The sequence below is a fragment of the Streptomyces sp. RPT161 genome (genome assembly GCF_027533845.1).
Taxonomy (GTDB): Bacteria; Actinomycetota; Actinomycetes; order Streptomycetales; family Streptomycetaceae; genus Streptantibioticus_A; species Streptantibioticus_A silvisoli_A.
This window is the reverse complement of sequence record NZ_JAPZVN010000009.1, coordinates 284,238-296,422: the sequence shown is the minus strand read 5'-3', so window position 1 is coordinate 296,422 and position 12,185 is coordinate 284,238. Positions and strand designations below refer to the sequence as shown.

General features: G+C 72.0%; 11 protein-coding genes. 3 read left to right on the top strand and 8 right to left on the bottom strand.

The genetic code is table 11. From position 1 onward, the window contains the following. Together O5O46_RS20305 and O5O46_RS20300 are read left to right on the top strand one after the other, a co-directional pair. On the top strand, positions 1–1,141 hold a 1,141-nt coding region (locus O5O46_RS20305; RefSeq protein ID WP_269856923.1), incomplete at its 5' end, for a catalase. A gap of 380 nt (positions 1,142–1,521) precedes the next feature. Continuing rightward, positions 1,522–2,838, top strand: coding sequence for an MFS transporter (locus O5O46_RS20300; protein ID WP_269856940.1), 1,317 nt, complete (start codon positions 1,522–1,524; stop codon positions 2,836–2,838). A 4-nt stretch (positions 2,839–2,842) separates the two neighbouring features. On the opposite strand, the gene O5O46_RS20295 is transcribed toward O5O46_RS20300, so the two are convergent. Genes O5O46_RS20295 through O5O46_RS20285 form a run of 3 tightly spaced genes read right to left on the bottom strand, consistent with a single transcriptional unit; the run spans position 2,843 to position 6,163 of the window. Then, entirely contained in the window at positions 2,843–3,739 is an 897-nt protein-coding gene (locus O5O46_RS20295) for a glycosyltransferase family 2 protein (protein ID WP_269856922.1), read from the bottom strand. Beyond that, positions 3,739–4,752, bottom strand: a complete 1,014-nt coding sequence (locus O5O46_RS20290) for a glycosyltransferase family 9 protein (RefSeq protein ID WP_269856921.1) — start codon at positions 4,750–4,752, stop codon at positions 3,739–3,741. Before O5O46_RS20290 ends, O5O46_RS20295 begins: the two co-directional genes overlap by 1 nt. A gap of 13 nt (positions 4,753–4,765) precedes the next feature. Beyond that, positions 4,766–6,163: a PfkB family carbohydrate kinase gene (locus tag O5O46_RS20285; protein WP_269856920.1), complete on the bottom strand. Its 1,398-nt coding sequence runs from the start codon at positions 6,161–6,163 to the stop codon at positions 4,766–4,768. A gap of 463 nt (positions 6,164–6,626) precedes the next feature. Here O5O46_RS20285 and O5O46_RS20280 point away from each other — a divergent pair, with 463 nt between their 5' ends. Continuing rightward, the gene (locus O5O46_RS20280; protein WP_443072575.1) at positions 6,627–7,688 is read left to right on the top strand and encodes a glutamate--cysteine ligase; all 1,062 of its coding nucleotides are present in this window, start codon (positions 6,627–6,629) and stop codon (positions 7,686–7,688) included. 26 nt (positions 7,689–7,714) lie between these two features. Here the strand turns inward: O5O46_RS20280 and O5O46_RS20275 are convergent, their stop codons facing one another. Genes O5O46_RS20275 through O5O46_RS20255 form a run of 5 tightly spaced genes read right to left on the bottom strand, consistent with a single transcriptional unit; the run spans position 7,715 to position 12,180 of the window. Then, complete coding sequence (locus O5O46_RS20275) at positions 7,715–8,404, bottom strand: D-sedoheptulose-7-phosphate isomerase (RefSeq protein WP_269856918.1); 690 nt, start codon at positions 8,402–8,404, stop codon at positions 7,715–7,717. Then, on the bottom strand, positions 8,401–9,648 hold the full coding sequence (locus tag O5O46_RS20270; RefSeq protein ID WP_269856917.1) for a glycosyltransferase: 1,248 nt from the start codon (positions 9,646–9,648) through the stop codon (positions 8,401–8,403). Before O5O46_RS20270 ends, O5O46_RS20275 begins: the two co-directional genes overlap by 4 nt. Beyond that, positions 9,636–10,610, bottom strand: coding sequence for a glycosyltransferase (locus O5O46_RS20265; RefSeq protein ID WP_269856916.1), 975 nt, complete (start codon positions 10,608–10,610; stop codon positions 9,636–9,638). Before O5O46_RS20265 ends, O5O46_RS20270 begins: the two co-directional genes overlap by 13 nt. Next, the gene (locus tag O5O46_RS20260; protein WP_269856915.1) at positions 10,607–11,653 is read right to left on the bottom strand and encodes a glycosyltransferase family 9 protein; all 1,047 of its coding nucleotides are present in this window, start codon (positions 11,651–11,653) and stop codon (positions 10,607–10,609) included. Before O5O46_RS20260 ends, O5O46_RS20265 begins: the two co-directional genes overlap by 4 nt. Then, positions 11,650–12,180 (bottom strand): D-glycero-alpha-D-manno-heptose-1,7-bisphosphate 7-phosphatase, encoded by a 531-nt coding sequence (locus tag O5O46_RS20255; protein WP_333482406.1) that lies wholly within the window; start codon positions 12,178–12,180, stop codon positions 11,650–11,652. Before O5O46_RS20255 ends, O5O46_RS20260 begins: the two co-directional genes overlap by 4 nt. Positions 12,181–12,185: the final 5 nt, after the last annotated feature.

The following is a 12,185-nucleotide window of genomic DNA, read 5'->3' as shown; positions in this document are numbered from 1 at the left end:
CCTCGACCGCAACCCGCAGAACTTCTTCGCCGAGACCGAACAGGTCGCCTTCCACACCGCCAACGTCGTTCCCGGCATCGACTTCACCAACGACCCGCTGCTCCAGGGCCGCAACTTCTCCTATCTCGATACCCAGTTGATCCGGCTGGGCGGACCCAACTTCGCTCAACTGCCGGTCAACCGGCCCATCGCGGACGTCAACACCAACCACCGGGACGGCTACGGCCAACAGGTCATACAGCCGGGAAACAGCTACTTCCCCAACTCGCTGAGCGGCGGCTGTCCGGCACACGCGGGCGCGGGCGACACCAGCGGTGTCTTCCGCCACTACCAGGAACGAGTGGCCGGCGAGAAGGTCCGGGTCCGCAGTGACAGCTTCAAGGACCACTACAGCCAGGCCACCTTGTTCTGGAACAGTATGTCGGACTGGGAGAAGGCACACATCGTCGAAGCGTTCCGCTTCGAACTCGGCAAGGTGGGTTCGGCCGAGGTGCGTGAGCGCATGGTGGCCAACCTGTCCAACGTCCACGGCGATCTGTGCGCCGCCGTGGCGGCGGGCCTGGGACTGCCCGCGCCGCGGCCCGCCTCCACCGTCCACACCTTCTCGTCGCCCGCGCTGAGCCAGGAGAACCTCGCCGGCAACGGCACCAGCACCCGCAAGGTCGCCGTGCTGGCGGCGGACGGTACCGACGTCGAGCAGGTCGAGGCGCTGCGCGGCGGCCTGACCGAAGGCGGCGCCGTGGTCGAGGTGCTCGCGGCCAGCGAGGGCAGCGTGCGCGGCACCGACACCGCGGTGTTGGACGTGGACCGGGCCCTGCCGACGATGGGGTCCGTACTGTACGACGCCCTGCTGGTACCCGGCGGCAAGCAGGCCGCACAGACCCTGTTGGACGATCCGGCCGCGGTGCGTTTCGTGGAGGAGACCTACCGCCACGGCAAGCCGATCGCCGTCCTGGGCGAAGGCAAGCAACTGCTGACCGCCGCCAGGCTGCCGGCCGAGGTGCTGAACGGTGACGGGACGGAACAGGGCGTGATCAGCGCCGACAGCGCCGATGACATCGCCGACGCCTTCGCCTCCGCGATCGCACGGCACCGCTTCATGCGCCGCCCGGGACTGCTCAATCCGGGAACGGTCGACTGAGCACCGCACGGCCGGGTCCGCGGGCCTGCCCGGTCGTGTGACGACGGACACATCAGCGGGTCAGGTGAGTGGTTGGTCGGCCGGGTGCCGACCGGCCGCTCGCCGCGTGTGAGCAATGCCACTCGGTCGGCCAACCTCCCTTTGGCACAGGGGCGTTGGGGTGGTGCTCGGGTCATGGGCACGAGGTGTTGTCTTCCGGTGCACGGCGGGCGTCTGTGAGACTTTTCGACGTGCCGCTCTCACCGTCGAGAGCCGCGGACCACGAAGCACCCGCCGCCCCAAGGCGGGGCTCTGTCCGCTTCACCGCCGTGCCACCGCGCCTCTCGCGCTGACCGGGATACCGCCTCGTGCCTGTTGCCGTTGAACTCACCCCTGCCCAGCTGACCGCCGACACCCTCGAAGAACATCGCCCCACACCGACGCCCGCGCGCCCGGAGCGTTCGCCCTGGCGCTGCCTGCGCAGCCGCAGCATGCGGTGGTGGTCCACGGCGAACCTGTTCTCCAACCTCGGCACCTGGATGCAGCTCACCGTGCAGAACCTCCTGGTGCTGCAGTTGACCGGCTCCGCCGCGATGACCGGGCTCTCGCTCTCCGTCCAGGCCGCGCCGGGGCTGCTGGTGGGACTGCTCGGTGGCGCCGCGGTGGACGCCTGGCCGCGCAAGCTGACGGCAGCCGTCAGCCAGGCGGTGCTGGGGACCATGGCGTTCACCACCGCCGCCCTGGTGTCGTTCCACATGCTCAGCGTCCCGGCGCTCATGGTGATGGCCGCCGTCACCGGTCTGGTGGCGACGGTGGACGGACCGGCCACCTCGCTGCTGGGCAACGACCTGGTACCGGAGAGCGACGTGCCTTCCGCCATCGCGCTGGGCTCCGTGGTGCACAGCGTCGGCCGGCTGGCCGGTACGGCGCTGGCCGGGATCACCATCGCGGTGGTCGGGGAGGCCGGTGCCTACGTCGTCAACGGGCTGTCGTTCCTGTTCGTCTCCGCGGTCATTCCCTTTCTGCGCCCGGTGGCGCGGGAACGGAAGGCCGCGCCGACGCCACCGCGCGGGCGCGCCGCTGACGAGCCCCGCATGGGATTGCGCGAGGGCCTGGCGTTCTTCATGGGCCGCCGCCGTCTCGTGGCGCTCATGGTGATCACGGCGGTGAGCGCCGTGCTGGGCCGCAACTACGCCTTGACCCTGGCGACGCTGGTCACCGGCCCCCTGCACGGCGGCCCGGCCGCCTACGGTGTGGTCTCCACCGTCCTGGCCATCGGCGGCACAGCCGGTGCGGTGCTGGCCGGGCGGCTGCGTCGTCCCTCGGTCCGCCTGGTGGCGGTCCTGGCCGCCGCCGGTGGGCTGCTCCAGATGGTCGCCGGATGCGCTCCGCTACTGCTCATGTTGCTGGTCGTGGTGGTACCGATGGCGATCGTCGAGTCGATCTCGGACACCGCGGCCACCACGATCCTGCAGACCGATCCGCCCCCGCACATGCGGGGCCGCGTCCTCGGCGTGTGGAACAGCGTCAGCACCGGCTGGGGCCTCGCCGGCCCGCCCGCGCTCGGCCTGCTCATCCAGGTCGCGGGCGCGCGTGGCGCGCTGGTCGCCGGTGGTCTGATCATCGCGGCGGTGATCGGCGCGGGTGCCCTGGCCCACGGCCGCCTCCAGCGGGTCTCGCCGGCACCGGTGCGGGAGGCGTTCGCCACCGCGTCCTGACGGGTCAGCGGTGCTGGGCCGCACTGGACGATCCCGTCGCAACGGCCCGCAGCTCGCGTTCCAGCCAGCCGGGCACCGGCCTTCGGTGCAGCAGTGCGCTGGGCAGCCGGGGCAGTGTCTCCGCCAGAGCCTGGCGTGCCTGCGAGTCCCGGAGCGCGTCGCGGGCCGTGCGCGCGGTGAGCGCTGCCGCGCACGACCACGGCCTGCGCAGGTACGCCGTCAGCAGCTCGTTGCGTCGCACGCGCGTCACCCGGCCCGGGCGGGGACCGACATCGGGCTCGTGCCGGGCGATGACTCGCGGGCAGTGTGCGACCCCCCAGCCACGGGCGGTCAAGTCGATGGCGAGCAGCGCTTCCTCCCCGCCGAAGTGCAGCAGCGGATGGAACCCCCCGGCATCCACGAACGCCGCCCGGCGCACCACGCTGGCGCAGGCGAGGAACCCGAGCACGGAGGGGCCGGGCAGGTCGGGGGCGGTGCCGAGAGGGGAGCCGGCCAGCAATGCGTTCAGGGGGTCGGGCCGCTCACTGGTCCCGACGCGGGTGGCCGCGGCCAGCAGACCGAGTCGGGGATGGGCGTCGAAGGCGGCGACCGCCCGTGGCAGTGCCTCCGCGTCCCACCACGAGTCGTCGTCGCTGAACGCGACGTAACGGCTGTCGAACAATGCGACGCCGTGGTTCCGGGCGACGGCTCCCTCGTTGCGAGCCAGCCGCAGCACCCGCACGTCGCGGAAGTCGGCACGTACCGCGGCGGACGTGCCGTCTACGGAGGCGTTGTCCACCACCACGATCGGCGGCCGACCGGGTAGCGCGCCCAGTCGGCTGAGCGTGGCCAGCAGCCGTGAGCGCCGGTTGCGCGTGATCACCACCAGGCCGATGGCGGGGCGTTGTCGTGCCGCGCTCATCAGCCGTCCGTCCCGGTCAGCCTGTGCCTGCGCGCCGGGCCGGGTGGAAGCGTGTTGACGGCGTCCAGTACCTCCTCGACGGTGATGCGTAGCAGCCGTTCGTCCGGCTGCTGGCCATGGGCGTCTCCCGGGCGCCCGTCGCCGTCCGGGTCGCCGTGCCACAGCACCCGATGCGGCCCGTCGGCGGGCGGTCCCCACAGCCGCGGGTGCACGGGGCCGAATAGGACGACGGACGGTGTGCCCAGTGCGCTGGCGAGATGGGCCAACCCGGTGTCGCCCACCACCACCGCTCTGGCGTGGGCGAGCAGCGCGGCCAACCGTTTGAACGGGATGTCAGCCGTCCCGCCGACCACGCTGCCCGGCGGCAGCCCTGCCTGCACGGCCACGGAGTTCGCCAGGTGGCCTTCTCCCGCGCCCGCCGTGACGACGACGCGGTGACCGCATCGGTGCAGCGCCTGCGCCACCGCCGCGAACCGCTCGGCGGGCCAACGGCGGGCCGCCGCCTCGGCTCCCGGGTGGATCACGATGGCACCTGGCGCGGATGTGCGCGTGTCGGGCGCCGTGATCGCGAGATCACCAGGGTCGGCGGGCAGTCCGTACCAGTCCAGCAGGCGGCACCAGCGGGACCTTTCGTGTTCCTCGGGCAGCCAGGGCGGACCGCAGGGCTCGGCGTAGGCGAGCAGCGCCGACGGGCGCAGGGCCCTCAGCGGCAGGCAGCTCGCGGCTCCGCTGCCGTGCAGGTCGACCGCGATGTCCGGGGGGCGGCCTGCCCAGATCAGACGTTCGGGAACCGAGCGGCCCGGTGCGGTGGTCGGCAGCAACCGGTGGACGCTCCCGATGGTGGCCACGGCGTCGGCCAGTTCGGCCGAACACGCCAGGGTGATGCGGTGGTCCGGCAGGCGGCGGCGCAGCGCCCGCAGGGCGGGCACGGCCGCCAGCAGGTCGCCGAGGCCGAGCGCCCGGAGCACCAGGACCTGGCGAACGGGCGGCTGTTCGGACGTACTGAGGCCCATCACGATCAACCCGCTACTCGGTCCGTACCGCCGCGGCGGCGGCCCGCAGGGCAAGTTCGGTGGTGGAACGGCCGTCGATGTACGGGAGGACGAGGGCCTGGCCGCCCCAGGAGCGTAGGACATCGGCCTCGGGGAGCGCTTCCGCGGTGTAGTCGCCGCCCTTCACCCAGACATCGGGCCGCAGTTTGCGCAGCAGTTCGACGGGGACGTCCTCGTCGAAGACGGCCACCGCGTCCACGCAGGCCAGCGCACTGAGCACGCGGGCACGGTCTGCCGCAGGCACCAGCGGTCGTCCCGGTCCCTTGAGCCGGGTGACGGAGGCATCGCCGTTCATGCACACGATGAGGCAGTCGCCCGCCCGGCGCGCCGACTCCAGCAGCCCTACGTGTCCCACGTGCAGCAGGTCGAAGCAGCCGCCCGCCGCGACCACGGTCCCGCCACTGGCACGCACCGACCTCGCCAGGGCGAACGGATCCGCGCTCTGCGGCACCGGCTCGGCCCGCGTCGTGCTCGGGGCACTCCACAGGGCGGGATTGCCCACGCCGCCGTGGGCGACGAAGTCCGTGGCGGCGGTCACCGCGCACTGCACCGCCTCCTCGATCAGCCCTCCGTCGGCCAGCGCGCTGGCCGCGGTGGCGGCGAAGCAGTCACCCGCGCCGCACGGATCGCCCGCCGCCTGGCGCCGGGCGGGTAGCAGCATGGGCGAGGCGCTGCCACGGCTGAGCAGCGCACCGCGCTCACCCAATGTGATGACCACCGCGGCCGCGTGCCAGTGGTCGCACAGGGCGTCGGCGCGGGCCGCGTACTGACGCAGCGGATTGCCGTCGGCGGCGACCATATGCTCGGTGAGCGCGCGCGCTTCCGTCGCGTTGGGGGTCGCGAGGCGCACTCCGGGTACCGGCGCGCCGCCACGCGGATGCGGATCCCACACCACGGGTACGCGCTGTGCGGCTTCGGCGAGCTGGGACCGCAGGGCGCAGGCGGTGCCCCTGCCGTAGTCGGAGACGAGGACAGCCCCGGCCTCCGCGATCGCCCGGCGTACCGGTTCCGTGGGCTCGCCCGGCGTGCCTCCGCCGTCGTCAAGCCGGGCCAGTGGCCGGTTACCCGCCCTTACCCGGGACTTGACGGGGATGGTGCCGTTCAGCGGGAAATCCACGATCCGGACCCGGTCGGCGAGCAGGGACCGCACCGTGTCGTCGGCTTCGCCCTGGCCCAGCGCGGTGACCAGGATGACCTCGCGCCCGTCGCGGGCGGCGAGTGCCGCGGCCAGACCCGCACCACCTGGGCGCGTCCGCACACCGTGGACCTCCACCACCGGTGCGGGCGCGTCGGGGGCGAGTCTGGTCGCCTGCCCGTCGATGTCCCGGTCCAGGAGTGCGTCGCCGACCACCACGAGCGGTCGCTTCCTCATGAGTGCGCACCCACGGTGAACGGCGCGAGCACGCCGACCCGCGCCACGACGAGACTGTCGGCCGAACGGGTGACGGAGTCCGGATGCGATCCGACGGCGTTCGCCGGGCCGGATACGACTGCCCTGCACCACTGTCGCCTGGGAGCCCGCATTTCGCCTCCTTGCCCGGTGAAGTGCCAGCAGAGGCTGGTCTTCCCACGGTGCCGTCCACGGCCGTCCGAGTACCCAGCCTGCTTGTAGTGCGCCGGATTCGCGACCTGAGCCGTACTGCTGACGGGTGGCCTTCGGATGGGCATCATGGAGATGCGATGACCGGTCGTCTCACAGCCGATCGCTGTGCATGGCTGTTGGTGAGCCGAACCTTGGCCCCAACTTCGAGTGGTCAGGAGTGGGCATGGGTGAGTATTCGCCCATCCGCCGTGGTGGGCGTGCGCCTGCCGGGTGTCAGACACGCCGTCTTGGTGTGGAAGAGGAGCTTCTCCTGGTCGACCCGGACTCGGGAGCGGCGAAGGCGGTCGGTGAACAGGTCATGGAGCTGTACGGGGAAGCGGACGGGTTCCAGACGGAACTTCAGGCGGAGCAGTTGGAGATCGCCACCCGGCCCTGTGCTCAGCTGGAGGAACTCGCCGAACAAGTCCGCGCGAGCCGCGCCGCCTTGTCGCGCAGAGCTCGCGAAGTGGGAGCGGAGGTGGCGGCGCTGGCCACCTCACCGGTCCCCGTCGACCCGACTCTGAGCCGGTCACGGCGCTACGAGCGGATGGCCGAGACGTTCGGTCTGACCACGCGGGAGCAGCTCAGCTGCGGTTGCCACGTTCATGTTGAAGTGGCCTCACAGGAGGAGGGAGCCGCGGTCATCGACCGCATCCGGCCTTGGTTGGCGCCGCTCATCGCGCTGAGTGCGAACTCGCCGTACTGGCAGGGCCGCGACAGCGGCTACGCCAGCTACCGGTACCAGATGTGGAACCGCTGGCCCACTGCCGGGCCGACAGAGCTGTTCGGATCCAGCAAGGCCTATCACTCACTGGTGTGTGAGTTGTTGCGTACAGGAACCTTGTTGGACGAGGGAATGGTCTATTTCGACGCGCGGCTTTCCCATCACCTTCCCACCGTGGAGATCCGGGTCGCCGATGTCTGCCTGGAGGCGGACGACGCCGTGCTGGTGGCGGCGCTCGCGCGAGGGCTCGTGGAGACCGCGGCGCGAGAGTGGCGTGCCGGCCGACCCCCGGACCCCGTGTCCGCGCAGGTCCTGCGGCTGGCTGCCTGGCGGGCCAGCCGCTTCGGGCTGGACGGGCGGCTCCTGCACCCGTTGACGCACACACCGGCCCCCGCCGCCGAGGTGGTGAGGACGCTGTTGCGTCACGTGCGGCGGACACTGTCCCAGGACGACGCGATGACTTGCGAACGCCTCCTGGACCAGTTGCTCAGCCGAGGCACCGGCGCGGGGGTCCAGCGGGCGGCCTACGCCGCACGCGGCTGTCTCGCCGACGTCTCCCGGGCCGCGGTGGCCCGCACCACCGCGCGGTGACATGGGCCGATGGAACGGACGGAGGGTCAGTTCGGGGGCACACGGTCGTACGGGCCGCGGAGCGGGTGTACGGAGATGGCCTCGCTCGTCGTGGCGCCGGCCAGTGCCGCGTCGAACGCCTCACAGAGCAGATGCAGGGCGACCAGATGGGTTTCCTGCACGGTCGCGGTGTGTTCGGCGCTGACGCACAGTGCGGCATCCGCCCGGGTGGCCAGCGGGTTGGGGCGTGGTCCGGTCATCGCCCATACGACGAGGTCACCCGCGTGTGCGGCGTCGGCGGCGCGCAGCAGGTTGGGGCTGCGTCCCGAGGTGGACATCAGCACCAGCACATCCCCGGGACGGCCGTGCGCGGTCACCTGTCGCGCGAACAACTCGTCGAAGCCGTAGTCGTTGCCGATGGCGGTCACACTCGACGTTTCGGCGTGCAGGGAGATCGCCGAGTACGCGGGGCGGTCGGTGCGGTACCGGCCGACCAGTTCCGCGGTCAGGTGCTGCGCCTGCGCTGCGCTGCCGCCGTTTCCGGCCGCCAGCAGCCGGCCTCCGCCGGACAGGACGCCCGCCAGCAGCCGGCCCCACCCGGTGAGCAGCGGGGCGTGTTCGCGGCGCAGTTCCACCAAAGCGCTCTGCAGGACGCGGCAGTGCTCGCTGGCGGGGTCGGTGCCGCCGCGCGCTGCGGCGTCCCGGATGTCCGCGGAGTGGTCGAAGGAGTGTCTCATCGTGCCGTCCTCACGTCGGTTGCCCGGGTCCGGACGGCGGTTCCCCGCGACGCGTCGACCAGGGTCTCGTCGTAGACCTGTTCGGTGGCCGCCGCCACCCGGTCCCAGCTGAACCGCCTGAGCACCCGGCGCCGCCCGGCAGCGCCGTAGGCGGCCCGCAGACGTGGGGAGCCGAGCAACTCCCTTATCCCGTTGGACAGTTCGACGGCGTTGGCCGGGGTGACGAGTCGTCCGGTGGTGCCATGGGCGACCGTGTCCAGATGGCCTCCGACCGCGGTGGCGACCACGGGCACTCCGCAGGCCATCGCCTCAAGCGGCGTGATGCCGAACGGTTCGTACACCGACGGGCACAGCACCAGATCGGCGCTGCGAAGCAGGGCGGGCATGTCCTTGCGCGGTACGCCGCCCAACATGACGAGCCGGTCGCCCACCCCGGCTTCGGCGGCCAGTTTGGCCAGCCGCCTGGCCTCCGGATCACCCGCCAGCCGTTCCAGCGGGGGGCCGCCGGCGACGAGCAGTTCCGCGGCGGGAATCCGGGCGAGGGCGGCGATGGCCAGGTCCGTCCCCTTGCGCGGAACCAGGCGCCCGACCTGGAGCAGCCGTGGCCACCCGTGCCGTTGGGCCCGTTCGCCATGAGGGACGAAGCGGTCGACGTCCACGCCGCACGGCACCACTCGGACGTGTTCGGTGGGGATGCCCATGGCGTGTAGTTCGCGTACTTCATCGCGGCAGGTGGCGATGATGCGGTGGCATGCGCGCCCGATCGCGATCTCGAGCACGATCCGGTTGCGCGAACTGGTGTCGGCGGCGCCCTGGTGGCGGCGCTTGACAGAGCCGAGGGCGTGGTAGGTGTGGACGACGGGAACGCCGAGGTCGTGGGCGCCGCGCAAGGCGGCCAGGCCGGACATCCAAAAGTGCGAGTGCACCAGGTCCGGCGGGTGCCGCGACCAGTGGCGGGCCAGGTAGACGCCGAACTTCCCCATGTGGGGCAGTAGTTCGTCCTTGGGTATTCGCCGCGGCGGCCCGGCTGGTACGTGGTGCACGGTGACACCGTCGCGCAGTGGAATCTCGGTGGGCAGGGTTCTGGCATCGCGCCGGGTGTAGACGGTGACCTCGTGTCCCCGGTCGGCGAGCGCTCCGGCGAGCGCCGCCACGTGCACGTTCTGCCCGCCCGCGTCCACCTCGCCCAACGTGGCCAGGGGGCTGGCGTGTTCTGAGACCAGGGCGACCTTCAACTGCGGCATCGACGGCTCACCTCTTCCAGAAGACGATCCCAATCGGTCAGGAACCGCTTGAGCCCGTACCGCTCCAGTGCGGCCTGGCGCGCCCGCGTCCCATCCGCGGTCGCGGCATCGGGGTCGCGGACGTAGGCCCGCACGGCATCCACCAGTTCCTCGGGATCGGTGGAGACCACCCCTGCCCCTGGCGGAACCGCGCGCACCACCTCGGTGGTGGCGAGCGCGACCACCGGCATGCCGAGGTGCATGGCCTCCAGCAGGGACAGTCCCAGCGAGGTCCAGCGCACCGGGTGGACGTACACCCGGCGCTCGGCCAGCGCGGTGTGCAGCCCGGACTGCGGAAGGTCACTGGTACGGCAACGGTCCCGCGGCAGACCGAGGTGCGCCGCGAGGCCTTTGGTGCGCATCCCGAACACGTCGAGTACCGCGGCCTCGGAGAACAGCGGCAGCAGATCGGTCCCGGTGGTGCGGCCACGTCTGATGGGTTCGTTGACCACCACCGCCGCGTGCGGCAGTCGGCCGGTGTAACGGTGACCAGGGTCCGGGATGCCGTGCTCGATGACTTCCGTACGGGTGCCGCCGTTGTCCCAGAACAGCCGGTTGAAGTGACTGACGTGGACCAGCGTCACATCGTCGCGGTCGGCCATCGGGTGGCGCGTGTCGGGTACCTGGCCGTGGGGCGCGTTGTGTTCCAGGTAGATGGTGGGGATGTCCCTACCTGGGCGCCGCCCGAGCCACTGACGCACCAACTCCTCCTCGTGGGGCCGCTGGAGCACCACCACGTCCGGTTCGGCGTTCGCCAGGAGATCCGTCGGCAGCTCCCTGACCGAATCCGGCCAGGCGAAGGTCCGCGCACGCCCGAGTCCGTCGGGCCCCCGGTCCGGTGTCACCGGGACCAGATAGGTGTGCGGTCCCTGGACGAATGCGGTCGTCCACGAGCCGTGTACATGCCATAGCAGGATTCTCACGCGGTCACCTCACGCGCCGTTGGTCGGTTGGCCGTCAGGGCCGGGGGAGCGACAAGCTCGTCCACGGCCCTGACGACCTCCTGGGAAGTGATGGAGTCCAGGCACGGATGGCCCGGCACAGGGCAGCGACGAGCACGGGTTCCGGCGCACGCCGCGCTCTGCTGACCGAGGATCACGTGCCGCACCCCGTAGGGCCGCCAGCGTTCGACGGGCACAACGGGTGAGAACAGCGAGACGACGGGCGAGCCCACCGCCGCCGCGAGGTGCGCCGGTCCGGTGTTGCCGACGACGACGGCTCCGGCATCCGCGAGGACCCCGGCCAACTCGGCGAGCCCGGTACGGCCGCCCAGGTCGAGGGCGCAACCGTCGGCAACCGCCTCGGTGAGCGCCGTTTCGCCCGGTCCACCGGTGACGACCACCCGGTGGCCCGCCGCGGTCAGGGCGCGCACCACCGAGGCCATCCGCCCCAGGCTGGGCGCACGCGCCGGGACGGACGCGCCGGGGTGGACGACGACGTACGGGCCGGGGCCCGTCAGTGGCCGGGCGCTCGGTGGGGTGAGGATCTTGAGCCGCCCGTCGTCGCCGCGCGGTAGCGCGAAGCCGTCGGCGACCGCGAGGTCCAACGCTGCCTGCGCCTCGTGTCGTCCGGGAGCTCTCCTGTGCCGCAGGTCGAGCAGGCTGCCGGGGTAGTCCTCACTGTCAGCGGCGATCCGCCTCACCCCGGCCAGGCGCAGCAGCAGCGCGGCGGGCAGCGGGCTCTGGTGGTACGACGTCAGGACCAGCGCCCGGTCGAACTGGCGGGCCGTGAGGACCCGCAGGAGTTCGTGAACTTCGTCGGGGCACAACTTGGGTGGGTTGTATCCGACCCAGGGAGCCTCCCACACCAGCACCTCGTCGACGCCGGGCAGCAACCGGGCGGCGGTGGCTCCCTGCGGTCCGCACAGCATCGTGACGCCGCTGGATCCGGCGGCCACCGCGCGCACGGCGGGACCGGCGAGGAGTACGTCGCCGAGGTTGTCCAGACGGAGCACCAGGGTCCTCATCGGCCGGCCTCCCGGCCAGACGGCGGACCCATCCCGAGCAGAGCGCGCACCGCCGCCAGCACCGTCGGCGCCGTCTGCGCCGCGGCACTCACCTCGCGCGGGTCGGTCTTCTCGTTCGGCACCAGGATGCCCCGTACCCCGGCGGCGCGAGCGGCGTCGACGTCGGCCCCGATGTCCCCGATCACGGCGGTCCGATCGAGCTCGACGCCCAGCCACGCCAGGGCGGTGTGGATGAGCCCCGGGGCGGGTTTGCGGCAGCCACAGCCGTCGTCCGGGCCGTGCGGGCAGACCACCCACAGGTCGAAGGGGCCGAGCAACTCCTCGACTCGTCGCCGCACCGCGTCGACGTCCGCCGGGGTGAGCAGCCCACGAGCGATGCCGGACTGGTTGCTCACAACTCCCAGGGCGATGCCGCGGCGGCGCAGCTCCGACAGCGCTTGGCGCGCGCCGGGCGTCGGCCGTACCCGCTCGGGGGCACCGTTGTAGGGCACGTCTTCGATGAGTGTGCCGTCCCGGTCGAAAAGCACCGCGC